This window comes from Streptomyces sp. SID9727 (genome assembly GCF_010550605.1).
GTDB lineage: Bacteria > Actinomycetota > Actinomycetes > Streptomycetales > Streptomycetaceae > Streptomyces.
On record NZ_JAAGNI010000525.1, the window covers coordinates 1 to 26,095 of the forward strand.

A 26,095-nucleotide genomic window follows, 5' to 3' on the forward strand; every position below is an offset into this window, starting at 1 on the left:
CCCGGGCGGAACGGGCCCCCGCGACCCGTTCCGCACGCCGGCCGTGCCGGCCTGCCCGCATGCTGCGCTCGCCGCGCAGGCAGCGCCGCAGCGTCTCCGGGTCGAGCCCCTGATTGCACGCCTCGTGCAGCAGTTGCGCAAAGGTGTAATGCGGATCGAGGCGCAGAGCGAGTCCCAGCGCGACGCGCGCGGCCGGTTCGTCGCCGGTCGACCAGGAGACCCAGCCCGCCAGCGTGAGAGGGGCTGCGGCGTGTTCTTCGTACGGAGCGACGCAGCGGCGGGCCAGCGCCCGCCAGAGCCGCAAGGCGGCAAGCGCCTTCGGGCCTTCCATCCACTCGGCCGCCCTGTCGCGGGTCTCCCTGTCCTGGAGACCGAGGATCATCGACGCCGCCTCCTCGTCGCTGATCAGCCGGTCGTCGTTGATGTCCGCGAGGGACGGTGCCGTCGCGGACGCCTCCCCGAGGCGGTCGATCAGGCGGCCCGCGAGTTCCAGCGTGTCACCCACTAGCTCCTGGCGGCGTTCCCGGTCGAGCAGCAAGGGCACCATCGCGCTGCCCGCCGCGTCCAGGGCGCGCAACTGGGCGGCGCCCGATGTGCGGGTGAGCGGCGTGAGCCTCGCCTCCATCTCGCGCAGCGATCCCCGTACCTGAATGCCGGCATAGGTGGCCGCCGCCGCCATGACCGAGGTGCCGGGCATGGCCAGCGGGTTCCCTTCCGCCGGGCAACAGCGGGCGTCGGGGCAGACGTAGGACCAGAACCGGTTGCCCGAGATGCACAGCACTTCGAGAACCGGCACGTCCAGCGCCCCGCACGCTGTACGCAACCGCTGGGCGAACGGCCGCAGGCGCTCCATGGTCTGGTTGCCCGTCTCGCCGTCCACCGGGTCCTGGCAGAGGAAGACGACGATGGCGTCGGGCCGGGCGTCACGCCGCTCGCTTCCCTTGATCAGGCATTCGGCAAGCTGCTCGGCGACCGTCGGCCACTCCAGCGGGGACTGCGGGATGCCGAGCCTGAGCCTGGCTCCGAACCGGCCTCGGCCACCGTGCAGGGCGACCATGACCACGCTGTCGCTCGGATGGAAGCCCATGAGATACGGGAGAGCGTCGGCCAGCTCGGCCGGGCCTCGCAGGGTGATCTGCTGTTCCTCGGAGGGACCGATTGATTCGGGGTGCTTGTTCATGGCCAGACCGTCTCGCGGACCGAGGCCTTCCCGCTACCCCCTGTGGATAACTTATCCACAGAGAGCGATCGACTGTTCGCGGTTGTCGGTGCCATCGGGTTGCATGGGGGCATGACCAACGCAGACCGTGCAGAGCTCAGGACTTCGGCCGATTCCGTACTGGCCCGACTCGTCGGAGACGCCTCCGGCACCGCGCGGCTGCGCGAGGACCAGTGGCGGGCCATCGAGGCACTCGTCGCGGACAAGCGTCGGGCATTGGTCGTCCAGCGCACCGGCTGGGGAAAGTCCGCGGTGTACTTCGTCGCCACCTCTCTTCTGCGTGCGCTCGGCGCCGGGCCGACGGTGATCATCTCCCCGCTGCTGGCGCTGATGCGCAACCAGGTCGCGGCGGCGGCCCGGGCCGGCATCACCGCGCGCACGATCAATTCGTCCAACACGGAGGAGTGGGACACCGTGCAGGCCGAGGTGGCCGCCGGTGAGGTCGACGTCCTGCTGGTCAGCCCCGAGCGTCTCAACAATCCCGACTTCCGCGACCAGGTGCTGCCCCGGCTCGCCGCGACCACCGGACTGCTCGTCGTGGACGAGGCGCACTGCATCTCCGACTGGGGCCACGACTTCCGGCCCGACTACCGCCGGTTGCGGACGATGCTCGCGGACCTGCCCGCCGGTGTGCCGGTGCTCGCCACCACCGCCACGGCGAACGCCCGGGTCACCGCTGACGTGGCGGAGCAGTTGGGTACCGGTTCCGGTGCGGACGCGCTCGTGCTGAGGGGCTCGCTGGACCGGGAGAGTCTGAGCCTCAGCGTGCTGCGACTGCCCAACACGGCCCACCGCCTGGCATGGCTCGGGGACCATCTCAAGGAGCTTCCGGGCTCGGGGATCATCTACACGCTGACGGTCGCGGCCGCCGAGGAGGTCACCGCGTATCTCCGCCAGTGCGGACACACGGTCGCCTCCTACACCGGCCGCACCGAGAACGCGGAACGGCAGCAGGCGGAGGACGACCTGCTGGCCAACCGGCTCAAGGCGCTGGTGGCGACCTCCGCGCTCGGCATGGGTTTCGACAAGCCCGACCTCGGCTTCGTCGTACACCTCGGGTCCCCGTCCTCCCCCATCGCCTACTACCAGCAGGTGGGCCGTGCCGGGCGCGGTGTCGAGCATGCCGAGGTGCTGCTCCTGCCGGGCAAGGAGGACGAAGCGATCTGGCAGTACTTCGCGTCGGTCGGTTTTCCGCCGGAGGGGCAGGTCCGGCGCACGATCGACGCTCTGAGTCAGGCCGGGCGGCCGCTCTCGCTGCCCGCCCTGGAGCCGCTGGTCGATCTACGGCGCGCCCGGCTGGAAAGCATGCTCAAAGTGCTCGACGTCGACGGGGCGGTCAGGCGGGTGAAGGGCGGCTGGACCGCGACGGGAGAGCCCTGGGTCTACGACGCCGAACGCTACGCGTGGGTGGCCCGTCAACGCGCCGCGGAGCAGCAGGCCATGCGCGACTACGCCACGACGGACGGCTGCCGGATGGAGTTCCTGCGCCGTCAGCTCGACGACGAGGAGGCGACCGCGTGCGGGCGTTGCGACAACTGCGCCGGCGGCCGGTTCGACGTCGCGGTCTCCGACGCCGCTCTGGACACCGCGAAGGGTGAGCTTCGCAGGGCCGGTGTGGAGGTGGAGCCCCGCAAGATGTGGCCGACCGGGCTCGCGTCGGTGGGTGTCGATCTCAAGGGCAGAATCCCGCCGACGGAGCTCGCCGGCAGCGGCCGGGCGCTCGGCAGGCTCACCGACATCGGGTGGGGCAACAGGCTGCGCCCGATACTGGCGGCGCAGGCACCCGACGGACCGGTGCCGGGCGACGTGGCCGATGCCGTGGTGACCGTGCTGGCCGACTGGGCCAAGGGCCCAGGAGGCTGGGCTCCTGGGGCCGCCGACGCCGTCTCCCGCCCGGTCGGCGTGGTCACCATCGCCTCGGACCGCAGACCCCAGCTCATCGAATCACTCGGCAGGCACATCGCCGGAGTGGGCCGGATGCCCCTGCTCGGGAGTGTGAGCCTGGCGCCGGACGCCGATGCCGTCCGGATATCGCAGACCAACAGCGCACAGCGGGTCCGCGCCCTGCACGAGAGGCTGGTCGTCACGCCCGATCTCACGGATGCCTTGGCGGGCGTGGACGGCCCCATACTGCTCGTGGACGATCTTTCGGACACCGGCTGGACTCTCGCCGTGGCAGCCCGCCTGCTGCGTCGGGCCGGGGCGGAGGCGGTGTTTCCGCTGGTCCTCGCCGTTCAGGCGTGACGGGAGCGTCGAACGGGGCCGGACTGGGCAGGGATATCCGTGTCATTCCGGCTGAATACCGTCAGCCTCACCAATTGCTCGTTGCCGCCTGCCGATACGCCAGGAAGAATTGGACTCGCTCCCCGCACGGTCCCTTCGCGGGCCCGAAAGGGCTGTGCCGCGGCGCGCCCTCACCCGACCCTGCCCGCATCGTGGGCGCGTATGCGAAGGGAGGACCGTGACCTTCGGATTCGCTCCGTCCGCAGCCACTTCGATGTCGACAGCCGCCGACTCCGCCAACCGCCTTGCCAGAATGCTCGAACCGGCAGAGTGGGCGGCGGCCGGAATACCCCTGCTGCGCAGCCCACGTGAGGTGGTCAGCGGCCTGCACTACAGGCACCGGCCGACCCCGGCCACCGCTGTGGTCGCCGTCCTGGACCACGAGGAGCGTCTGACGGCAAGCGCCTCTTTCGCCCGTCGCTCCGTGACGGCCGATGGCTGGGAGTTCCGGAACTCACTGCTGGCACATCTGCGCCGCGTCGTCCCGCATGATCTGCGCCGCCGCACCCCCGTCCGCACCGCGGTACTGCTCTACTGCCGCGAAGGGGACGAGCGTTGGACGGAGGAGGACGGAGCGTGGATGTGGGGGCTGCGGGACGCCTGCACACTGCATGGGCTGCGGTGCGGCGCGTACATCACACTGACCCGGGGCGGCTGGCAGGTGCTGGGCGAGGGCCGGGGCGGTCGCCGTCCGAACTCCATGTCGCGGCCTTCTGCCCTCGCCGACACCGCTCTGCCCTCCGAACAGGCCCCGTCGCGCACCGGCGGCGGGGCAGCGCAGGCACTGCACCGTTCCGCCGCACGCTGACTGGGCAGGCTTCAACGGTCCGGCCGCCCTCACGGACAGCCGGACCGCCGAAGCCGCCGGGTCACGCCGCGACGGAACGGGCCGCGGACCCGCCGACGACGAAGCTCAGACGCCGGCGCCGAGCGCGGCGTTGACCCGCTGCGGGTCACCGCAGACGATCAGCAGCACACCGGCGGACTCGCGAGCCTTGACCAGCGCCCGCGCGGTCGCGTCGTCGGCCGGGCCGTTGATCGCGACGACCACGACGGGCCGGGGCTTGACCCGGTCCGCAGTGGCCGCGGCGAAGAAGACGTCGTCGCCCGCTTCGAGCTGGGCCCAGTAGGCGGCCTCACCGAAGGACAGCTCGTGGGTGGCCCACGGGTGCTGCCCGCCCGTGGTCAACACCAGGATGTCACCGGGCGCGCGACCTGAGTCGAGCAGCAGATCCACCGCCTCGTCGGCGGCGTCGAGCGCCCCGTCGGCCGATGCGGGGATGACCTGGAGCTGCGGTGCGGAACGATTCTCCGGCGGCGCCGTCTGGGGCCGACCGGATGTGGGGCGTTGGCGCTGCGCCGGGGGCGCAGGCCGGGGGCCGGGCACCGGGCGACCGGGGCGCGGCGTGGCCGCTGAACGCGGACCGGGTACTGGACGAGGGGTCGACGCGGCGCGGCCGGTGGCCGGGGTGGCGCGGGGACCCTGGGCGCTCTCGTGAATCTGAGGCTCCTCGGGGATGAGAGGCATGGGTGGTTGTCTATCAAACGCCGATACCGCGGGCACCGGCGGGTGGGCACATATGCGCGATCAGAAGTCGAAGCCGAGCTGGCCCCCGCTTTCCAGTGCGGCCGCCTCGGCGGAGAAACGGACCTTCTTGAGGTGCTGCCACCGGGGCAGCGCGTCGAGGTAGGACCACGAGAGGCGGTGGTGGGCGGTGGGCCCACGCTCCTCGAGTGCGGCCCTGTGTACGGGCGACGGGTAGCCGGCGTTGGCCTCGAACGCGAAGTCCGCGTACTCCGCGTTCCGCCCGCCGAGTTCGGCCATCATGGCGTCCCGACGAACCTTCGCGATCACCGATGCCGCGGCCACCGCGACGCAGGACTGGTCCCCCTTGATGACGGTGCGGACCCGCCAGGGGCTGCCCAGGTAGTCGTGCTTGCCGTCCAGGATCACCGCGTCGGGGCGGACCGGCAGCGCCTCCAGGGCGCGGACGGCCGCGAGCCGGAGGGCGGCGGTCATGCCCAGATCGTCGATCTCCTGGGGGGAGGCGTCACCGATGCCGTACGCGGTGACCCAACTCTCCAGCACCGGCGCGAGTTCCGCACGGCGCTTGGGGCTGATCAGCTTGGAGTCGGTGAGTCCGGCGGGGGGCCTGCGGAGACCGGTGACCGCGGCGCACACCGTGACAGGCCCCGCCCACGCTCCGCGTCCGACCTCGTCGACACCGGCGACGATCTTGGCACCGGTGGTGGCGCGCAGTGAGCGCTCGACGGTGTGCGTGGGTGGTTCGTACGGCATGGCGTTTGTCAGCGTACGCCGAAGGGGACGGCAGGAACACCCCGGGGGCGCCCCTCGCAGGCTCGTCCCGGCGGTCGCGCGCCGGACGGCGCGCGACACACGGCTCCGGGCACGGCCCTCAGTGGGGGCCTGAGCGGGAAAAACGGTACGGCGGCCTGATCGATGAGCGCCTCGATCTCCGTGTCGCCCCACTCACTGCCGCACACCTTGGTGCGGTACATCATCGCGGGAATGACGGGGGCGGTCGGTTCCCATATGGCCCCCGGGCGGACCTGACCTCGCTCGACGCCTCGGCCCACCACTCTGACGAGGTCGGTGGAGGGCCGGAGCACGCCGCCGAGGATCACCGACTGGACAAGAGCGACCTCGGAGGCCCCGAGCGGACGACAACTCGAGTGGTTCGCTCACGGGTTGATCAATACGGGTCGTACGGGTCGTAGACGTCGTCCGTCCCGCCGCCGCGCTCGTCGCCGTTGTCGCCCGTGCTCAGTCCCCGGCAGTCGAGTGCGCGGAAGCCGGGGTCCCAGTCGCCGAGGATGTCCCGGGCCCGCGATTCGCCCCAACTCGTCGCGTACCAGGGCTCGTCGGAGTCGCGGAGCGCGCGTTGGATGTCCTGCAACGCGCAGGAGCGCAGGGGCTCGGGCAACGTGTCGAGCGCGGGAACGGCGTCGGCCGACAGGCCCTTGAGGTAGGCGATGTCGATCGAGTGATCGTTGCGGTACCGCTGGACGTTCTGCTCGGCGATGAGCCCGTCGGGCGAGACGAGACCGAAGACCAGTACGCCGACCGCCGCGCTCGCCGCGACCGCCCGCGGCAGCAGACGAGGGCCGAACACGCCGGCCGCCATGATCAGTACGAGGACGACGCCGAGCCAGAGCTCCACGGCGGCCACCGAGATCCTCAGCCTGGTCAGGCCGTACGCGTCGACGTAGAGGTCCATGCGCCGCAGGGCCGAGGCGACCACGACGAGCGTGAGGAAGCAGAGGGTGCCGAGCACACAGCGGACGAGGCCGCGGTCGCGGGTGCCGCCGCGCGGGGCCCAGCGAAGGGCGAGCGCGATGACGCCGAGCGTGAGCACGGTGGCCCAGAGCAGTTGCCAGAAGCCCTGGCGGGCGTATGCGGAGTAGCTCAGGTCCGTCTCGGCCATCACCTTGTCGTATCCGCCGAGCAGCACCGTGAGCTGGATGGCGAGGAACGCCGCGAAGAGGAGGTTCAGGACGATCAGCGGGAGGGCCCATTCCAGCCGCCCGCGCGCCTTGCCCGGCCGTACCGTCAACCCGTCCCAGCGGACCGGGGCGGCGGCGGTGTAGGCGGCGGCGAGGGCGCCCACCAAGCCGAGGAGTCCCAGCAAGATCCGCCAAGGGCCGTCACCGACCGACACATCCGGGGTCAGGCTGCCCAGCAGGTCCGCGAACGCGGCGTCGGCACTCGCGAAGAGCGCGCCGAACACGATGAGCAGGACGACGGCCACGGCCGCGGACCGGAACACCACGCCCAACCGGCCCCGGGACCCGGACATGCGCTCGCGCAGACCGCGGGCGCCCCAGCCCAGTGATTCGAACACGGAGGTGAGCACACCGAGGGAACCCAGGAACACGCCGAGCCAGCTCCGGCTGCCGTGAAGCGCCAGCGAGCCGAGTGCCAGGGCTGACACCATCGCGAGGAAGGTGGGCCAGTCGGCGTCCCGGAGCGCGGGAACGGCCAGTAGCGCCAGGCCACCGATCCCCCACACGATGGTCCAGGGACGAAGCGTGCGACCCGCCGCCCTGGCGGAGAGGTAGGCGCCGGCCGAGGCGGGAAGTGCCACGAGGAGCAGGTTCAGCCCGATGCCGTCGCCCAGCAGAACCATGCTGAGCAGGGCCGTCGCGGCGGTGGCCCAGAGGGTGCCGGCGCGGACGGGCCCAGGCTTCGCGGCCCGGAGCCGCGTCGTCACCGAGGGCGGCGGCTTGCCCCAGGGGTTCGGTTGTCCCTGGCCGGGGCGCTGTGCCGCGTAGGCCGGAACCTTGGGCGGATCGGGTATGGGCGGCGTACCGCCTCCCACCCCACCTCCGCCTACGGCTCGGGCAGCGGCCGGCGCGGGTATCCGCTCCCCCTGCGCCCGCTCGGCCCGACCGGTGCCGGCCTGCTCGGACGTGGCCTGGTCCGGTGTGGGCCGGGGTGAGGCGGCCTGGTCCGGCGCAGGGTCGGGCCGGGGTGAATCTGGCGGTGTTTCTGACACGGGACCCCTCCCCACCGGGATCCGCTCACGCGTGCCCTGGGCAGCGCGCGGCCCCCCGGCGTCTCATTCGGTGCGCACCCGTCGTCATGATCACCGAGGGCGGCGTGGCCGAAAGAGTATCCCCGTGCCACGGCCGTCAGCCGTGCGGAGAAAGGCTGTGGCAGGACCGTGACAGTCGAAGCGGCGGCCCGACCGACGCGGTGCGGCGGCTCAGCCCGGACGACCGCGGGCTAGGTGTAGGGCCCTGTGAGGTTGGGGACGCGGCTGGCGGGTGGTTGGCCCTTGAGCGCGGTGTGTCCGCGGTGGTGATTGGGCTTGTCCGACGATTCCCGTCGTCGCGCGGCAGGCGGGAATCGTCAGACAAGCCCTAGTGGGGCGCCCAGTCCGGAAGGGGCTCCGTGCGGGCCGTCCAGTGCGCCGGCGGGGCGCCCGCGGGGCTTGCCGCGAGCACGCCGCCGACGATGGCGCAGGTCGTGTCCACGTCCCCACCGGCCTGGGCCGTCACCCAGAACGCCTCTTCGAAGTCGCCGAGGCTCCGCGCCGCCGACCACAGGGCGAAGGGAACGGTGTCGTGCGCGCTGGTACGGCGCCCGTTGCCGAGGACCGCCGCGACGGTGCCCGCGTCCTTGTAGTCGAGCATGTCCCGGGCCCGCCGGAGCCCGGCGCCGACGGCGCTGCGCGGGACGAGCGCGACGACACCGTCCAGCAGGTCCTCCGGAGCGGGCGGCCCCGCCGGTGAGGCGACGAGGGCCGCGGCCGCCGCGACGGCCATCGCGCCCACCACGGCCTCGCGGTGCTGGTGCGTGGTGTACGAGGAGATCTCCGCCTGGTGCGTGGCCTGCTCGGGGTCATCCGCGTACCAGGCGCCGAGCGGCGCGATGCGCATCGAGGAACCGTTGCCCCAGGAGCCCTGTCCGTTGAACAGGGAGGAGGCGAGTTCCCGCCAGTCGCCGCCCTCGCGGACCAGGCGCAGCATGCGGTTCACGGCCGGGCCGTATCCCCGGTCGAAGTCGTGGTGGTGCGCGAAGGACCGGGCCAGGGCGTCCTGCTCGATGCGGCCGTGCTCCTGGAGTACGGCCACGACGGAGCAGGCCATCTCCGTGTCGTCGGTCCACTGCCAGGGTCCGGCCGGCAGGGCCCGGTCCTTCAGGAGCGGATAGTTGGCGGGCACGAAGAACTGGGAGCCCAGGGCGTCTCCCACGGACAGGCCGCGCAGGCTGGCCAGCGTGCGCTCAAGGCGCTGGTCGGAAGCGGATTCGGTCATCGCTTCCACTCTATCCGGAGATGCCGTAGGGCTCAGGAGTACGCCAGCGCTCGAAGGGCCGGTCGAGCGTGTACCGCCCGTCCCTGCCGAGCACGAGGGTCCGGGATTCCCCGTTCCCGGGGTTGGAAAGCGACTCGAATTCGGCCACGGACCAGTGGAACCAGCGCATGCAGAAGAGCCGCATGGTCAGACCGTGGGTGACCAGCAGGACGTTCGGCGGATGGTCGGGGGCCTCGAAGCTGCGGTGCAGGCTCTCCAGGAAGGCGCCGACCCTGTCGTACACGTCCGCCCCGGACTCGCCCTGCGCGAAGCGGTAGAAGAAGTGGCCGTAGGCGTCCCGGTAGGCCTTCTGCAGTCTGACGTCGTCGCGGTCCTGCCAGTTCCCCCAGTCCTGCTCGCGCAGCCGGGGCTCCTCGCGGACCCGTACCCGCCCGGGGTCCAGGCCGAGGGACGCGAACGTCTCGTGGGTTCGCCGGTAGGGGGAGACGTACACGCTGACCCGCTCCTCCCCGAAGAGCCCGCGCAACCGCTCCCCCGCCTCGCGGGCCTGGCGCGAGCCGGCCGGGGTGAGCCTCAGCGCGTGGTCGGGTTCGCGCTCGTACACGGTGTCGTCGGCGTTGCCCTCGGACTCGCCGTGCCGGACAAGAACGATGCGTTGCGGTCGTGCCATACAACGACACTAGTTCGAGTCATCGCCGTCTGAGCACCTGTCCGGAATTAGTCGGTGCATGTCGCCGCCGTACCCGCCGCTCGGGGCCGTCACACCGTCCAGGACGGTTCAAGCCGCACCACGTCGCCGGCGAGCGCCGCCACGTCCTCCTCGGTGCCCGCGCGCTGCGAGAGCCGGTCCACGCTGCCCGGCCGGTATTTGCCGCGTTCCGCGCTGGACTGCCACATGGACAGGACCAGGAACTCGTGCCCGGGCGCCTCGCCGAAGACCCCCCGCAGCATCCCCGGCGATCCCGCCATCGCCGGGTTCCACACCCGCTGCTGCATCAGCGCGAAGTGTTCGACCCGGTCCTCGTGGACCCGGCTGTGGGCCACCCTGAGCACATCCGCGTCCGTGAAGCGCGGTTCGAAACCGGTCTTCACGTCGAAGCGGTACTCGAAGAGCTTGACCTGGAGGTCCTTGTACGTGCCGGACTGCTGCGCGGCCAGGGCGTCGTGGCCGCGCGCCATGAAGGAGTCGTAGAAGACGCGGTTCTCCCAGAACGCGACGACGTGCGCCACCTCCGGCCGGACGCGGCTCCAGCCGCCGCCCTGCCCCATGAACCCCGGCTCACCCAGCAGCCCCGCCCACTTCCGCTGCCCCTGCTCGAATCCCCGACGGTCCGACACACTGCAGCGAATCCACTTGACCAGCACGGCGCCATCGTACGACCGTCGGGCGTGGCGTGGGTCACGCTCCCACGGAGTCCACCGGAACCGGCCGTCTCCCGCCCGATCCTGGCCCGTTTCAGCCGCTCGTCCCCAATCCGGTTGGTTCCGGGGCACGTTGCCGACATGATCGGGGGACGGAACCGGAGCGCCGTCCCCGCGCGCAGGAGGGAAGTCCGATGAGCACTCCCAACAAGGATCTCGAAAAGGTCGAGGTGCGGATCAAATGGGATCCCAGCGACCGGGGCGAGGCTCCCAACGACCTCGACATCATCGCGGCGACCTACCCGGCGGACGAGCCGTACGGCAGTCCGGCGTACCTCGTCCACTTCGACAGCCGGGCGCCCGACGGCACGATCACGCTCGACCGGGACAGCAGGACGGGCCAGGGGCTCGGCTACGACGAGGTGATGACGCTGGAGCTGGACCGGCTGTCCAACGCCTATGGCCGGGTCGTCGTCGGCGTCGCCATCCAGCAGCGCGACGGCCGCAAGACGTTCGGCGCCATAGAGAACACCCGGGTCCAGGTCCGCGAGGGTTACACGACACTCGCGGAGGACGACTTCGCGTCCATCGGGGGCGCCACCGCGGCCGTCGTGGCCGCATTCGTACGGGACGAGTCGGGCGGCTGGCACTTCCACGGCACTGTCCGGGGCTTCGACGGCGACCCCGAGGAGTTCGCCGCGGCGATGGGCGGCCGCGCGTTCGGCGCGTAGGCGCCGCGGACAAGCGGTGCGGGCAGCTCTTCCGGGGAAGACCTGCCCGCACCAGCCGTTCAGCGATCAGCTGCAGCCGCTGGTTGAGCCGCAGCCCTCGCAGATGTAGCAGGAGCCGGCGCGCTGCATCTTCGTACCGCAGGAGAAGCAGAGCGGGGCGTCCGCGCTGATGCCGAGCTGCATCTCGACCAGCTCGGCCGAGGTGTGCGCGGTCCTGGGCTCGGCCTTCTCGGTCTCCTGGACAGGGGCGACCGCCTTCAGGGTCTCCGTCCGCACCGGGGCGGTCTGGGCCAGGGTCTCGGCCTCCATCTGCTCCTCCTCGAACGTCGGCTCGTAGGAGCCGGTGTCGAGGTGGCGCTGACGCTCCTCGGCGGAGTGGATGCCGAGGGCCGACCGGGTCTCGAAGGGCAGGAAGTCGAGCGCCAGGCGGCGGAAGATGTAGTCGACGATCGACTGCGCCATCCGCACGTCCGGGTCGTCCGTCATGCCGGCCGGCTCGAAGCGCATGTTGGTGAACTTCGAGACGTACGTCTCCAGCGGGACGCCGTACTGAAGGCCGACCGAGACCGCGATGGAGAAGGCGTCCATCATGCCCGCGAGGGTCGAGCCCTGCTTGGACATCTTCAGGAAGACCTCGCCCAGGCCGTCGTCCGGGTAGGAGTTGGCCGTCATGTAACCCTCGGCGCCGCCCACCGTGAAGGAGGTGGTGATGCCGGGCCGGCCCTTGGGCAGACGCTTGCGGACCGGGCGGTACTCGACGACCTTCTCGACCGCGGTGCGGATGGTGTCCTCGGCCTTGGCCGTGACGGCCTCCTTCTCCTTCTCCTTGGTCTTGGCGGAGAGGGGCTGGCCGACCTTGCAGTTGTCGCGGTAGATCGCGAGCGCCTTGACGCCCATCTTCCACGCCTCGAAGTAGACCTCCTCGACGTCCTCGACGGTGGCCGTCTCCGGCAGGTTCACCGTCTTGGAGAGCGCGCCGGAGATCCACGGCTGGATGGCCGCCATCATGCGGACGTGGCCCATCGCGGAGATGGAACGCTCGCCCATCGCGCAGTCGAAGACCTCGTAGTGCTCGGTCTTCAGGCCGGGGGCGTCGATCACGTTGCCGTGCTCGGCGATGTGGGCGACGATCGCCTCGATCTGCTCCTCCTGGTAGCCCAGGCGGCGCAGGGCCTGCGGGACGGTGCCGTTGACGATCTGCATCGAGCCGCCGCCGACCAGCTTCTTGAACTTGACCAGGGCGAGGTCGGGCTCGAGGCCGGTGGTGTCGCAGGACATGGCGAGGCCGATGGTGCCGGTGGGCGCGATGACCGAGGCCTGCGCGTTACGGAAACCGTTCTTCGCGCCGAGCCGGATCACGTCCTGCCACGCCTCGGTCGCGGCGGCCCAGATCGGGTTGTCCAGGTCGTCGGCGTGCACGGCCACGGCGTTGGCGTCGGCGTGCTGCTTCATGACGCGCTGGTGCGGCTCGGCGTTGCGGGCGTAGCCGTCGTACGGGCCGACCACGGCGGCCAGCTCGGCGGAGCGCTTGTACGAGGTGCCGGTCATCAGCGAGGTGATGGCGCCGGCGAGCGCGCGGCCGCCGTCGCTGTCGTACGCGTGGCCGGTCGCCATCAGCAGGGCGCCGAGGTTGGCGTAACCGATGCCCAGCTGGCGGAAGGCGCGGGTGTTCTCGCCGATCTTCTCGGTCGGGAAGTCGGCGAAGCAGATGGAGATGTCCATCGCGGTGATGACCAGCTCGACGACCTTGGCGAAGCGCTCGGACTCGAAGGACTGGTTGCCCTTGCCGTCGTCCTTGAGGAACTTCATCAGGTTCAGCGAGGCGAGGTTGCACGAGGTGTTGTCCAGGTGCATGTACTCGCTGCACGGGTTCGAGCCGTTGATCCGGCCGGACTCGGGGCAGGTGTGCCAGTGGTTGATCGTGTCGTCGTACTGGATGCCCGGGTCGGCGCAGGCCCAGGCGGCCTCGGCCATCTTGCGGAAGAGGGACTTCGCCTCGACCTCTTCGATGACGTCGCCGGTCATCCGGGCGCGCAGCCCGAACTTGCCGCCGGACTCGACGGCCTTCATGAACTCGTCGTTCACACGGACCGAGTTGTTGGCGTTCTGGTACTGGACGGACGTGATGTCGTCGCCGCCCAGGTCCATGTCGAAGCCCGCGTCGCGCAGGGCGCGGATCTTCTCCTCCTCCTTCACCTTCGTCTCGATGAAGTTCTCGATGTCGGGGTGGTCGACGTCGAGGATGACCATCTTGGCCGCACGGCGGGTGGCGCCACCGGACTTGATCGTTCCGGCGGAGGCGTCGGCGCCCCGCATGAAGGAGACGGGCCCGGAGGCGTTGCCGCCCGAGGAGAGGAGTTCCTTGGAGGAACGGATGCGGGAGAGGTTCAGGCCGGCCCCGGAGCCGCCCTTGAAGATCATGCCCTCTTCCTTGTACCAGTCGAGGATCGACTCCATGGAGTCGTCGACGGCCAGGATGAAGCAGGCGGAGACCTGCTGCGGCTGGGGCGTGCCGACGTTGAACCACACCGGGGAGTTGAAGCTGAAGATCTGGTGCAGGAGGGCGTACGCCAGCTCGTGCTCGAAGATCTCCGCGTCGGCGGGGGAGGCGAAGTACTGGTAGTCCTCGCCGGCCTTCCGGTACGTCTTGACGATCCGGTCGATCAGCTGCCGCAGACCGGTCTCGCGCTGCGGGGTGCCCACGGCGCCCCGGAAGTACTTGCTGGTGACGATGTTGACCGCGTTCACCGACCAGAAGTCGGGGAACTCGACGCCACGCTGCTCGAAGTTGATCGAGCCGTCGCGCCAGTTGGTCATGACGACGTCACGGCGCTCCCAGGTCACCTCGTCGTACGGATGCACGCCGGGAGTGGTGTGGATGCGCTCGATACGCAGGCCCTGCTTGGACGCAGTCGACTTGGTCCCCTTGTTGCGGGAACCCCGTGCCGGGCCGCTCGCCGTCTCTGTCATGCCGCCTCCCATATGTGGGCAAAAACGCCCTGAAGTGCCGAGAACTTCCCCGGGCACAGTGTGTGTCTGATGCTTCGGCCGCCGCATTCGTCATACGTCGCCCGGAGCAAGGTCCTGGTGCCGGTCCGCGCGATCCCCGGATCGACGCGGCCGGCGACCGCCGCTCAGTCGGCGGCGACGGCGGGGGCGGGGACCTCGAGGGTCTCGCCGCTCCCGCTCGATTCCGCGCGGGGCCGCCGCTCACGGAGTTCCGTGATGGCGGCCTCGAAGTCTTCGAGGCTGTCGAACGCCCGGTACACGGACGCGAAGCGCAGGTAGGCGACGAGGTCGAGTTCCCGCAGGGGGCCGAGGATGGCCAGGCCCACGTCGTGCGTGGTCAGCTCGGCGCTGCCGGTCGCCCGCACCGCCTCCTCGACCCGCTGGCCCAGTTTGGCGAGGGCGTCCTCGGTGACGGGCCGCCCCTGGCACGCCTTGCGCACCCCCGAGATGACCTTGGTGCGGCTGAAGGGCTCGGTGACCCCGCTGCGCTTGACCACCATGAGTGAACAGGTCTCCACCGTGGTGAAGCGGCGGGAGCAGTCGGGGCACTGGCGCCGCCGGCGGATCGAGGTCCCGTCGTCGGTGGTGCGACTGTCGACGACCCGGCTGTCGGGGTGCCTGCAGAAGGGGCAGTGCATGGCTCCCAACCCTCCTTCACAGCACGACTGAATAGCCTCTTCGGTCCCGGTCAGGGGCCCTCGAAGCGGTCTCAAGCATAGGCGATGACCGCACCCCCGATGGACGGGGGACCACTACATTCGGGGCGGTCGGAACTATCCAACCACTAGATCTTGGGTCCGGCCGCGCATTTGGCCCTAAGCGCGTGTCGCGCCGGAGGGCGGCCGGAAGGCAGCGTAAGGCCGACCAAGAGGGTACGGGAAGCACCCGGACGACGGACGACCGGGCGGCCACCCCGCGACGACCTCGCACAGGATGCCGCGCTACGGTCCTGGAGCGGCTCGGTCACCGCCGCGGCGCACGGCGGCACTTCCGGCGGCACCCGGCCGTCGCGCACCGTAGGCGGCCTCATACACCTGGCAGTGGAACCCCGACAGTCTTTTATTCGTTTTTCACTCGAACGTGTGTTTGGCGCAACCTTTCGAAAGCTACTACCGTTGTGCAGCCAGGGAGACCATTCGAGAGGGGCCGCCGACGTGACCACCACCGCAGACAGTGCCATCATCACTGCCCAGGACCGCTCCCAGAGCCGACTCGAGCCGGTGCATGCCATGAATGACTCAGTCACGAACACGGAGGGGCCGGAGCCGGGGCGCCCAGCGCGCTCGCTCCCCGGACGACCTCCCGGAATCCGGGCGGACAGCTCGGGGCTCACGGACCGGCAGCGGCGGGTGATCGAGGTCATCCGGGATTCCGTGCAGCGACGCGGCTATCCGCCGTCGATGCGGGAGATCGGTCAGGCGGTGGGCCTCTCCAGCACCTCCTCCGTCGCCCATCAACTGATGGCGCTGGAGCGCAAGGGCTTCCTGCGCCGCGACCCCCACCGCCCCCGGGCCTACGAGGTACGCGGCTCCGACCAGCCGAGCACGCAGCCGACGGACACCACGGGCAAGCCCGCCGCCTCGTACGTGCCGCTGGTGGGCCGGATCGCAGCCGGCGGGCCGATCCTCGCCGAGGAGTCCGTCGAGGACGTCTTCCCGCTCCCCCGCCAGCTGGTGGGTGACGGCGAGCTCTTCGTGCTCAAGGTCGTGGGTGACTCGATGATCGAGGCGGCGATCTGTGACGGTGACTGGGTCACCGTGCGCCGCCAGCCCGTCGCGGAGAACGGCGACATCGTGGCCGCCATGCTGGACGGTGAGGCCACGGTGAAGCGCTTCAAGCGCGAGGACGGCCACGTCTGGCTGCTCCCGCACAACGCCGCGTACCAGCCGATCCCCGGCGACGAGGCGACGATCCTCGGCAAGGTCGTCGCGGTGCTGCGCAGGGTCTGAGACCCGCACCTCACGCTCTCTGGGAGAAGGGGCCCCGTTCCGGCTTTCACGTCGGTTCCGGGGCCCCTTCTCGTGTCCGTCTTCGCGGGGGTGTACGCCCCCGAGGGGCTACCGCCCGTCCGCCTTGGCCGCCGCGTCGATCGCGGCGAGCGAGCGGCGGGCCTGGTTGCGGTCGGTGGTGTACCAGAAGTCGGGGAGCGAGGCCCGCAGATAGCTGCCGTAGCGTGCGTTGGCCAGGCGCGGGTCGAGCACCGCGACGACCCCCTTGTCCCCCGTGGCCCGCACGAGACGGCCGGCGCCCTGGGCCATCAGCAGCGCGGCGTGCGTGGCCGCCACCGCCATGAAGCCGTTGCCCCCGGCCTCCTCGACGGCCTTCTGCCGCGCGCTCATCAGCGGATCGTCGGGGCGGGGGAACGGGATCCGGTCCATGACCACCAGCTGACAGCTGGCTCCCGGCACGTCGACGCCCTGCCACAGTGACAGCGTGCCGAAGAGGCAGGTCTCCGGATCGGCGGCGAAATTCTTGATCAGCTCGCCCAGGGTCTCCTCGCCCTGGAGCAGGATCGGCTTGTCCAGCCGGTCGCGCAGCTCCTCGGCCGCCGCCTTGGCCGCCCGCATGGAGGAGAACAGCCCCAGCGTGCGCCCGCCGGCCGCCTCGATGAGCTCGGACAGTTCGTCCAGCATGTCCGTGCGGGACCCCTCGCGCCCGGGGGTCGCCAGATGACGCGCGACGTACAGGATGCCCTGCTTCGGGTAGTCGAACGGCGAGCCGACGTCCAGACCCTTCCACTGCGGGACGTCCTCGCCCGCCGTGCCCTCCGGGGCGAGCCCCAGGGAGGCGCCCACACCGTTGAAATCGCCGCCCAGCTTGAGCGTGGCGGAGGTGAGCACGACGGAGCGCTCGGCGAACAGCTTCTCGCGCAGCAGCCCGGAGACGGAGAGCGGGGCGACACGCACCGAGGCGCCGAACCGGTCGTGGCGCTCGTACCAGACGACGTCGTACTCGGAGCCCTGCGTGATGCGCTCGGCGACGGCATGGACGGACTCCACCGAGGCCAGCGCCTGCTTGCGGACCGCGTCCTCGTCCTGGACCGACTTGTCCCGCGTGGCACCGATCGCGGAGATCACCGTGCGCGCGGCGTCCCGCAGGGCCATCAGCGCGTACCCCAGGTCCTCCGGCACCTCTTCCAGGCGGCCGGGCAGCGCCAGCTCCATGACCCGCTCGAAGCCTTCGGAGGCGGTCTGCAGCGCGTCGGCCGCCTTCTCGTTGACCAGCTTCGCGGCGCGGCGCACCGCCCGGTTGACCTGGCCGGGGGTGAGCTCGCCGGTGGCCACACCGGTGACCCGGGAGACCAGCTCGTGGGCCTCGTCCACGATCAGCACCTCGTGCTGCGGGAGCACCGGGGCACCCTCGATGGCGTCGATCGCCAGGAGCGCGTGGTTGGTGACGACCACGTCGGCGAGCTTCGCCCGCTCCCTGGCCTGCTCGGCGAAGCACTCCGCCCCGTACGCGCACTTGCTCGCGCCCAGGCACTCCCGCGAGGAGACCGACATCTGCGCCCAGGCCCGGTCCGAGACGCCGGGGGTGAGGTCGTCCCGGTCGCCCGTCTCCGTCTCGTCGGCCCAGTCGCGCATGCGCAGCAGGTCCTGGCCGAGCTTGCTGGACGGGGCCGCCGCCTCGAACTGGTCGAACAGCCCCTCCTCCTCGTCCTGCGGCACGCCCTCGTGGAGCCGGTGCAGGCAGAGGTAGTTCGACCGGCCCTTGAGCATGGCGAACTGGGGGCGGCGGCGCAGCAGCGGGTGCAGCGCGTCGACCGTACGCGGCAGATCGCGCTCCACGAGCTGGCGCTGGAGAGCCAGCGTCGCCGTGGCCACGACGACGCGCTCGCCGTGCGCCAGGGCCGGCACCAGGTAGCCGAGCGACTTGCCCGTCCCCGTGCCGGCCTGGACGAGCAGGTGGGATTGGTCGTCTACGGCCTCGGCGACGGCAGCGGCCATCGCGGCCTGGCCGGGCCTCTCCGTACCGCCGACGGCGGTCACGGCGGCGTGCAGGAGCTCGGGGAGGGATGGCTTCGTCATAGCCCGGCCAGCCTACGGGGCGCCACGGACATCGACGGGCACTCCCGGCCTCACTCGGAGGGGTGGAGCGGGTTGGCCACACTGCCGTGGACCGCCGCGTGCGGGCGTACGGGCCGGTCGCGGTAGCCGTCCTGATGCAGCCGGTTCCGGTTCAGGCAGAGGCGGTCGATGCGCGGGGTGAGCATGTCGAACATCTCGAAGCGCTCCTTCAGCTCCGGGAAGCGGGCGTGGTGGCGCAGGATCTCCGCCCGGACGAGTGACCAGAATTCGCCCTCGGGGACGCCGAGCTGTTCCTCGCAGAGCGGGGAGAGGAACCTGAAGACCCCGGTGAAGAGCCCGGAGTGGATGAACTGGGTGAGGAAGGCCGGCTCCTCGGTGAGCAGGACGCGGCGCACGTCCGCCGGCATGGTGTCGTGCTCGGGCAGCGGCTGCGCGCTCACGTTGACGTCGTCCACGAAGTCCTTGATCGCGAGGCGCACGGGCACGTCCTGCCCGTCGAAGACCACGATCGCGTTCTCGCCGTGCGGGGAGAAGACGGTGCCGTAGCGGTAGAGGAAGTGCAGCAGCGGCGGCAGCAGTGCGGCGAAGAGCCGGGCCAGCCAGACGGCGGGTGCCAGTCCGGAGCGGGCGACCAGTTCGGCGGTGAAGGCGCGCCCCTCGGGGTCGGTGTGAAGCAGGGACGCGAGGGTACGGGCCCGCTCCCCCGGCGCCAGGCGGGGCGGCAGCGGCTCGCGCCAGATCGCCCCGAGGATCTCCTTGAACTGGTACGGCGCCTCGGGAAGGTGGTCGTACAGCGGGTGCTCGACGGTGACCGAGGCGACCTCGCCGAGCAGGATCACGCCGCAGGTGTCGCGCAGGAACGGGTCGTTGTCGCGCAGCCCCTGGACCCAGCCCGTGACGGCCGGCGCGGCGATGGTGCGCTCGGTGGGCAGTCCGCGCCACACCAGGGTGTTGAGGATCGACAGCGGCAGCTTGACCGTGTGCCGGTCCGGCCGTGCGAGGTTGGCGAAGGTACGGATGGACTGCTGCGGCAGCCGTACGTCCGGGTCGGCGGGCAGCGGCACGATGTCCCCGGCGGCGATGGCGGGTGCGAACAGGGGCACGATCCACTCGTCCCACTGCCAGGGGTGGACCGGCAGGAAGTGGTAGCCGTCCGGGTCCAGCCCGCGTGCGCGCAGGTGGTGGGCGAAGGACGCGCGGACGGCCGCGTCGAGCTCCTGGGTGTAGAGCTTGTCCGGGGTGGAGAGGGCGGGCACGCCCCGGTACGCGGCGATGCGGTGGGAGACGGCGAGCCAGGGCAGCCGCACGGGCTCGCGGGCCTCGGGGCTGTAGCGGGCGGCGTCGGTGGCGGAGAAGCCGAGTCGGCCCTTGTTGGCGACGATCCAGGGGTGGCCGGTCTGGTGGCCCTCCAGCTCCGCGTAGCCGAGACCGGCCAGCTCGGCGGCGGTGAGCGCGGTGTGGTCGAGGCGGGCGTCCGCGGCGAGCGTGGCGGTCAGCTCGCGGAGGAGGTGGCCGAGCGTGGCGCCGTCGAGACCGAGGAGGCGGCGGGCCCGGGTGACGAAGAGCAGCGGATCGCGGAACGGGACGCTGCCCGCGGCGGGGTCGGGGCCCTCCTCTCCGATCGATCCGGGGTCCACGCGCCAGCTCCCGTACACACCGCGCCGGGCGGTGAAGGAGAGGCTGCCGCCGTCGTCCAGCGGGAGGGTGTACGTGCTGCCGCCGGCGGTTCGCGGAGCCGGCTCGATGACTTCCTCGTAGGCGAATTCACCGAGCATCTTCGCGAGCATCCGGGAGGCGGCCCGGTCCCAGGCCATCCGGTTGAGCTCCGGGGTGTCGAGCAGTGCGGGCGGCTCCGTTGCGTCGTGGTGCGCAGGGTATTTCGGCACGGGGACTCCTCGGGTGGGAACCGATGGGGTTCGAGCGGTGCGGACGGGTCGGGGATGCGTTCATGGCAGGGGGCGGTGGGTTCGGTCGCGGACCATCAGCGCGGCGCGCTTCTCCGGCAGTTCGACCTCGGCGGCGAGACGGAAGCCGGCGCTCAGGAACGCCGAGACGGACGGGGCGTTACGGAGGTCGGGCTCGGCCACGACCCGTGTGCAGAGGGGGACGTGGTCGAGCACGAGGCCGGCCACGGCGCGAAGCAGCGCCGTGCCGGTGCCGCGCCCCCGGTGACGGGCCTCACCGATGAGGAGGTGGACGCCCATGTCGTGCGGCCGGGCCGGGTAGTGGCGGGCGAGCGGGTCGAGATCGGCGCGGTACAGCTCCCAGTAGCTCATGGGCGTGCCGGACAGCACCCCGATGCACGGGGTGCTGTGGCTGCCGCCGGAGAGCTGGGGGGCGAGGTGCCGGGCGGTGACGCTCTCGTCGCCGGCCAGCTCCCAGAAGGCGGCAACGACGGGGTCGTTCATCCAGCGCGTGAGGGTCGGCAGATCGTGCTCCGGGCGGACGGGGACGAGCTGGAACTCCCCGGCCGGTGTGGCCACGGGAGCCCAGTCCCCCTGGAGGGCGGGCCCGGCGGGCGCGGCGGGGGGAGACACGGGTGACGCTCCTCTCTCGGCTCTCAACGACCGGCTCTCGGCTCTGAGCGACCGGCTCTCGGTGATCGGCTCTCGGCCCCCGGCCCGTGGCCCGCCCGGCTCTCAGCCGTGCAGGGGGTTGCTGATGGTGACGTAGACGGACTGGGTGTCGACGGGCCCGACGAGTTCGTCGAGTCCGTGCAGGCGGGTCAGCATGTTGGCCTTGCAGCGCAGACGTGAGTTTCCGAGCAGGTGGGCGGGGAACGGGGAGCCCAGTTCGCCCACCGATTTCAGGAAGCGTCGGAAGGCATCGATGAGCATCTGCTCGTCGGCGAGCCGCTGGGACCCGAACGCCCCGATCAGTCCGAACACGTTGTTGATGCCGAGGTAGTAGGCGAAGCGTTCGTCGGTGACGGCGTCGGAGACGAAGGTGTCGCTGACCGATCCGATGCCGGGGAGCCTGTGGTCGAGCGCGGTGCGGTGCGATTCCCGGAAGTAGTAGCCCTGATTGTCACGGTAACGGCCGCCGATGGGCCAGCCCTCCGGGTCCAGCAGGACGAGGGTGTTCTGCTGGTGGGCTTCGAGCGCGACCCCGGCATGGGCGTCGAGCCAGAGCACCGGGTGGACGACCCGCTCCAGGTAGCGCAGGAACCACTCGGCGGCCACCGCGGTCGTCGTCCGTCCGGTGGCCGCGGCGAGGCGGTGGACCACGTCGGCGAGGCGCGAGCGCAGTCCCGTCCGGCCCGGCCAGGGGCGTGGAGCGGTGAGCCCGGCGATGCACACGGCGTCGTCGTACCGGCCGAAGGGGTTGTGGCGCAGCATGACGTCGAGTCCGTGCACGGGCGCGCCGTCCGGGGTGTCGACGGCGAGCCACGCGGGGTCGCGCACGATGTCGAAGCCGGGGTGCGCCGCGTGCCACTCGCGGGCGAGTCCGGTGCGCAGCAGCCGGTGGACCTCGACGCCCCGGTGGAGCTCCTTGCGGAGGTTCTCCCGGCGGGAGTTGGTGATCCGGACGCCGAGGGAGAGCTTCAGCATCAGGTCGGTCCCCGGCCGGTGCACGGTGCGCACCGAGGAGGTGGGGTGCCACGGGGCGCCGTGGGGACCGAGGTCGTGCAGGAGGCCGGCGTCGAACAGAGCGGCGGCTTCGGGTCTGCTCCGCAGCTCGCGGGCCTGCCAGGGGTGGAGCGGAAGGGGCACGGTGTGCTCGGGGAAGACGAGGCCCGGGGCGTGCCGGGCGACGAGGTCGGCGGCGGGCACGGGGCGGCCCTGGTCGGTCCACGCGGAGTCGGTGGCCAGCACGGAGCGGTCGGCGGCCACCCAGTGGAGCGGGAAGGAGCCGTACAGCTCGGGTGAGTAGACGCGCGCTTCGGCGTCGGTGAGCCCTTCCCTGCTCTTGGGCGAGGGATGCAGGGGGTGGCCGAGCAGGAGTGACTGCTCCGCGGTGAGGAAGAGGTCCGCCTCCTCGGGGGCGGCGGGCCGGCGGCGCCGCTCCTCGATGAACGAGGCGGTACGCCGTACCGAGTCGGCGACCCGGCCGGCCATGTCGGCGCCGTCGTGGTGACCGGCCTCCCGGCCCAGCAGGGCGGCCACGGTCACCGCGTCGGCGGTGGGCGCGGCGGCGGGTGCCCGTTCCAGGGCGGGGGGTCCGAAGCGGTGCCAGCCGGTGGCGGACCAGTGGCGGACGGGGACGAGCAGGGCGGTGCCGCTCGCGGGGAGCGGGACGCGCAGGACCGGCCCGGCCGGGCGGGGCAGGTCGTTCTCGCGGACCCAGCAGCGCAGCAGGTTCTCGACGCCGGCCGCGTCGGCGGCGCGGAGCGGATCGGGATGGTCGAGGGGGTCTGCGGCCGGGGCGGCTGGCGTCGGGGCTTCCGGGTGTGCGGAGGACTGCGGCGGGGAAGCGGGCCGCGACGCGTGCCACAGGTCGTGCGGGGTCTCCTTCTGGCGCGGCACGGTCGTCGCCTCGACGGCGAGCCCGCCGAGGGCTTCCGACTCGGGCAGGTGGCTGGGGGGAGGGCCGTCGGCCTCGGGCGTGGGGGTGGGGTTCACGGCGGTCTTCCTGTGCTGGTGTCCGTGGTCAGCGGAGCGATCCGGTCGGCAGGCGGCGGTGCGGTGAGCGCTCCGCCGCTGCCAGGGCGTCGGCGAGGCGGTCGACCACCGCTGTCGCCTGTTCGTCGGTGAGCGTGAGGGGCGGCAGCAGGCGTACGACGGTGGAGTACCGGCCACCGAGTTCGACGATGAGCCCACGGCTCAGGCACTCCTGCTGGACGGCGGCGGCGAGGACCGGGTCCGGCGGGGGTTCGGTGCCGGTGCCCTGCGGTCGCGCTTCGGGGTCCACGATCTCGACGCCGATCATCAGACCCCTGCCCCGGACGTCGCCGACGCACGGGTGGTCGGCGGCGAGCGACCTGAGGCTCGCCAGCATGCGGCCGCCGAGGTCCCCGGCCCGCGCGGCGAGGCCGTTCTCGCGGACGTACGCGAGGGTGGCGGTGCCGGCCGCCATGGCGAGCTGGTTGCCGCGGAAGGTGCCGGCGTGGGCGCCGGGCTGCCAGGTGTCGAGCTCCGAGCGGTAGACGATCACGGCGAGCGGGAGGGAACCGCCGATGGCCTTGGACAGCACCATGACGTCGGGCACGATTCCGCTGTGCTGGACGGCCCAGAAGGCACCGGTCCGGCCGACGCCGGTCTGGACCTCGTCGGCGATCAGCGGGATGGACCTGGTCTCGGTGACCTCGCGCATCCGGCGCATCCAGCCGTCGGGTGCGGGGTTGACCCCGCCCTCGCCCTGGACCGGTTCGAGGATCATCCCGGCGGGGGCGGGCGTCCCGCTCTTGGGGTCGTCCAGCAGGTTCTCGGTCCAGTGGGCAGCGGTCCGGGCACCGGCCTCGCCGCCGATGCCGAAGGGGCAGCGGTAGTCCTGGGGGAAGGGCAGCCTGGTCACCCGTACGTCCTCGGCGCCGCCGGAAGCCGCGAGGGCGCCCTCCGTCATGCCGTGGTAGGCGCCGGTGAAGGCCAGCAGGCCGCTGCGGCCGGTGGCGGCGCGGACCAGCTTGAACGCCGCTTCGACCGCGTCCGTACCGGCCGGGCCGCAGAACTGGACCCGGGCGTTGTCGGCGAACTGCCGCGGCAGGGTACTGAACAGCTCCGTGACGAACGCGTCCTTGACCGGGGTGGCCAGGTCCAGCACGTGCAGCGGGGCGCCCGAGTCGAGGACCTTCTTGATCGCCTCCAGGACGACCGGGTGGTTGTGGCCGAGGGCCAGCGTCCCCGCCCCGGAGAGGCAGTCGAGATAGCGCCGCCCGTCCGCGCCTTCGATGGTCAGGCCCCGGGCGCGCACCGGCACGATCGGCAGCGATCTGGCGTAGGTGCGGGCGGCCGATTCACGCAGTGACTGGCGGCGCAGGATGCCTTCGTGGGCGGCCAGGGGTGGCGCCGGCGCTGGTTCGGTCACGGCCACGGCTTTTGATCCTCCCGCTGTAACAGTTGCGTTGCACGTCAGTACGATTTCGCAAGGACGGCCTGCGAGGGTGAACGCTGTCTCCGTGCCCCCCACGCGTACCAACGACCGAGGGGGCAAAGGATCACGGCTGAATCCGAAGATCCTTGCGGAGCGCAACCCTGCCGCGCACCGCCGACAGCGGCACCGGCATAGTGGGTGCCGCGCCGGACTCGGGGACGCCCCGAAGGCCGCGCTGCCTCCTGCCCGTTCGGCGGACCACGCGGCGTGCCGGACACAAGTGCAGTACAGAAGTGTTGAGTTACGAAGTCCCAGGGGGATCAGCAGATGCGTCTCATTCGACCAGGAACCACCGCACGCGGCGGCAGGAGTGCGCGTCGCGCCTCCTCCCCCGTGCTCGTCACCGCCGCGTTCACCGCCGTCCTCGCGCTCACGGCGACCGCCTGCGGGCCGGCCGAGGACGACGCGAAGTCCGAGCCGGCCAGCAGCACGGCCGGTGCGACGTCGGACCACAAGATCACCGTCCCGGACGATCTGAAGGACCGGCTCAAGGAACACGGGATCGACATCGACAAGTGGAAGAACGGCGACTGGAAGAACTGGGACAAGGACAAATGGCTGCGTGAGGCCAAGGACTACATCAACCCGGTCATCGCGGGCCTCTGGGACCCGGACCGCATGCAGGACGCCGACAAGCCTCCGGAGAAGCCGGTCGACAACGACATCTCGGGTGACGAGGGCGTGACGGACCCGACGCCCGTGCCGGTCCGGGCCGTGGGCGTGCGGACGCAGTACCACGACAGCGCGCCGGAGTCGGGCAAGCTGTTCTTCGACGGCCCCGAGGGCTCGATGGTCTGCTCGGCGACCGTGGTGAAGGACCCGGCGCACCCCGGCAAGTCCAACATGGTGTGGACCGCCGGACACTGCGTCCACGCGGGCAAGAAGGGCGGCTGGTACCGCAACATCGCCTTCGTTCCCTCGTACAACAACGGCGGTCTGTCGACGGCCGAGCTGCGGAGCAACCCGCCGAAGGAGAAGGTCGCCCCCTACGGGATCTGGTGGGGCACCTGGGCGCAGACCTCCCAGCAGTGGATCGATCAGGGCGCCTCGGTCGGCGGCCTCGGGGCCCCGTACGACTTCGCCGTGCTGCACGTCACTCCCGAGGAGAGTGCGGGCGGCAAGTCCCTGGAGGAAACGGTCGGTTCGGCCCTGCCGGTCGAGTTCAACGCCCCGGCGGTGCCCGAGATCACGGCCATGACGGCCACCGGTTTCCCGGCCGCGGCGCCGTACGACGGCCAGAAGATGTTCCAGTGCGAGGACAAGCCGGGCCGCCTGTCACTCGCCCAGGACGACCCGACGATGTACCGCATCGGCTGCTCGATGACCGGCGGCTCCTCCGGCGGCGGCTGGGTGGCGACCGGCCAGGACGGCAAGCCCGCGCTGGTCTCGAACACCTCCATCGGCCCGGTGACGGCCGGCTGGCTGGCCGGTCCGCGCCTCGGCAAGGAAGCCAAGGGCGTCTACGACTCGGTCAGCGACAAGTACGCGGACAAGTAACAGGCGGGGCCGCGCCCGCACGGCGTGCACGAAGGAAGCCCAGGGGCGTCCGGAGCGAGGGCGGCGACGGGAAGCCCGCACTGGTCTCCCACACGTCCACCGGCCCGGTCGCATCGGGCCGGCCGGCCGGACAGCCCTTGGGGCGCCGACGCCCG

Annotated in this window: 19 protein-coding genes; 5 read left to right on the forward strand and 14 right to left on the reverse strand. The window is 71.4% G+C overall.

Features of this window, described 5'->3' with window-relative positions; genetic code table 11:
- The coding region (locus tag G3I41_RS35660; RefSeq protein ID WP_164404665.1) for a DUF4192 domain-containing protein at window positions 1-1,180 on the reverse strand (1,180 nt) is incomplete at its 3' end.
- A 111-nt stretch (window positions 1,181-1,291) separates the two neighbouring features.
- On the opposite strand from G3I41_RS35660, the gene G3I41_RS35665 reads away from it, so the two are divergent.
- Both G3I41_RS35665 and G3I41_RS35670 read left to right on the forward strand, forming a co-directional pair.
- A complete protein-coding gene (locus G3I41_RS35665) occupies window positions 1,292-3,463 on the forward strand; it encodes a RecQ family ATP-dependent DNA helicase (protein ID WP_164404666.1) in 2,172 nt (723 codons plus the stop codon).
- A 217-nt stretch (window positions 3,464-3,680) separates the two neighbouring features.
- On the forward strand, window positions 3,681-4,310 hold the full coding sequence (locus G3I41_RS35670) for a hypothetical protein (RefSeq protein ID WP_164404667.1): 630 nt from the start codon (window positions 3,681-3,683) through the stop codon (window positions 4,308-4,310).
- A gap of 105 nt (window positions 4,311-4,415) precedes the next feature.
- Here the strand turns inward: G3I41_RS35670 and G3I41_RS35675 are convergent, their stop codons facing one another.
- The 6 genes from G3I41_RS35675 to G3I41_RS35700 all read right to left on the reverse strand — a co-directional run bounded on the left by G3I41_RS35675 (window position 4,416) and on the right by G3I41_RS35700 (window position 10,648).
- Window positions 4,416-5,030 carry a hypothetical protein gene (locus tag G3I41_RS35675; RefSeq protein ID WP_164404668.1) on the reverse strand — a complete coding sequence of 205 codons (615 nt, stop codon included), beginning with the start codon at window positions 5,028-5,030 and terminating at the stop codon, window positions 4,416-4,418.
- Between the two features lie 60 nt (window positions 5,031-5,090).
- Complete coding sequence (locus G3I41_RS35680; RefSeq protein ID WP_164404669.1) at window positions 5,091-5,801, reverse strand: ribonuclease HII; 711 nt, start codon at window positions 5,799-5,801, stop codon at window positions 5,091-5,093.
- A 415-nt stretch (window positions 5,802-6,216) separates the two neighbouring features.
- Window positions 6,217-7,734: a DUF4173 domain-containing protein gene (locus G3I41_RS35685; RefSeq protein ID WP_164404688.1), complete on the reverse strand. Its 1,518-nt coding sequence runs from the start codon at window positions 7,732-7,734 to the stop codon at window positions 6,217-6,219.
- A 652-nt stretch (window positions 7,735-8,386) separates the two neighbouring features.
- Complete coding sequence (locus G3I41_RS35690; RefSeq protein ID WP_164404670.1) at window positions 8,387-9,283, reverse strand: ADP-ribosylglycohydrolase family protein; 897 nt, start codon at window positions 9,281-9,283, stop codon at window positions 8,387-8,389.
- Window positions 9,284-9,293: 10 nt separating this feature from the next.
- Complete coding sequence (locus G3I41_RS35695) at window positions 9,294-9,953, reverse strand: histidine phosphatase family protein (RefSeq protein WP_164404671.1); 660 nt, start codon at window positions 9,951-9,953, stop codon at window positions 9,294-9,296.
- 89 nt (window positions 9,954-10,042) lie between these two features.
- The gene (locus G3I41_RS35700; RefSeq protein ID WP_164404672.1) at window positions 10,043-10,648 is read right to left on the reverse strand and encodes a YdbC family protein; all 606 of its coding nucleotides are present in this window, start codon (window positions 10,646-10,648) and stop codon (window positions 10,043-10,045) included.
- Between the two features lie 191 nt (window positions 10,649-10,839).
- On the opposite strand from G3I41_RS35700, the gene G3I41_RS35705 reads away from it, so the two are divergent.
- Entirely contained in the window at window positions 10,840-11,376 is a 537-nt protein-coding gene (locus G3I41_RS35705) for a TerD family protein (RefSeq protein ID WP_164404673.1), read from the forward strand.
- A gap of 66 nt (window positions 11,377-11,442) precedes the next feature.
- Here the strand turns inward: G3I41_RS35705 and G3I41_RS35710 are convergent, their stop codons facing one another.
- Window positions 11,443-14,346 (reverse strand): vitamin B12-dependent ribonucleotide reductase, encoded by a 2,904-nt coding sequence (locus tag G3I41_RS35710; RefSeq protein WP_164404674.1) that lies wholly within the window; start codon window positions 14,344-14,346, stop codon window positions 11,443-11,445.
- Window positions 14,347-14,510: 164 nt separating this feature from the next.
- Window positions 14,511-15,023, reverse strand: coding sequence for a transcriptional regulator NrdR (gene nrdR / locus G3I41_RS35715; RefSeq protein ID WP_164404675.1), 513 nt, complete (start codon window positions 15,021-15,023; stop codon window positions 14,511-14,513).
- Window positions 15,024-15,539: 516 nt separating this feature from the next.
- Between nrdR and lexA the strand changes: the two genes are divergently transcribed.
- Entirely contained in the window at window positions 15,540-16,334 is a 795-nt protein-coding gene (gene lexA / locus G3I41_RS35720) for a transcriptional repressor LexA (protein WP_026171816.1), read from the forward strand.
- Between the two features lie 108 nt (window positions 16,335-16,442).
- Here the strand turns inward: lexA and G3I41_RS35725 are convergent, their stop codons facing one another.
- The 5 genes from G3I41_RS35725 to G3I41_RS35745 all read right to left on the reverse strand — a co-directional run bounded on the left by G3I41_RS35725 (window position 16,443) and on the right by G3I41_RS35745 (window position 24,383).
- Window positions 16,443-18,413 carry an ATP-dependent DNA helicase gene (locus G3I41_RS35725; protein WP_164404676.1) on the reverse strand — a complete coding sequence of 657 codons (1,971 nt, stop codon included), beginning with the start codon at window positions 18,411-18,413 and terminating at the stop codon, window positions 16,443-16,445.
- Between the two features lie 50 nt (window positions 18,414-18,463).
- Window positions 18,464-20,299, reverse strand: coding sequence for an IucA/IucC family siderophore biosynthesis protein (locus tag G3I41_RS35730; RefSeq protein ID WP_164404677.1), 1,836 nt, complete (start codon window positions 20,297-20,299; stop codon window positions 18,464-18,466).
- A gap of 60 nt (window positions 20,300-20,359) precedes the next feature.
- Window positions 20,360-20,950, reverse strand: coding sequence for a GNAT family N-acetyltransferase (locus G3I41_RS35735; RefSeq protein WP_164404678.1), 591 nt, complete (start codon window positions 20,948-20,950; stop codon window positions 20,360-20,362).
- A 102-nt stretch (window positions 20,951-21,052) separates the two neighbouring features.
- Window positions 21,053-22,975 carry an IucA/IucC family protein gene (locus tag G3I41_RS35740; protein WP_164404679.1) on the reverse strand — a complete coding sequence of 641 codons (1,923 nt, stop codon included), beginning with the start codon at window positions 22,973-22,975 and terminating at the stop codon, window positions 21,053-21,055.
- Window positions 22,976-23,003: 28 nt separating this feature from the next.
- On the reverse strand, window positions 23,004-24,383 hold the full coding sequence (locus G3I41_RS35745; RefSeq protein ID WP_164404680.1) for a diaminobutyrate--2-oxoglutarate transaminase family protein: 1,380 nt from the start codon (window positions 24,381-24,383) through the stop codon (window positions 23,004-23,006).
- A gap of 327 nt (window positions 24,384-24,710) precedes the next feature.
- Between G3I41_RS35745 and G3I41_RS35750 the strand changes: the two genes are divergently transcribed.
- Entirely contained in the window at window positions 24,711-25,940 is a 1,230-nt protein-coding gene (locus G3I41_RS35750) for a hypothetical protein (protein ID WP_203602131.1), read from the forward strand.
- Window positions 25,941-26,095 lie beyond the last annotated feature (155 nt).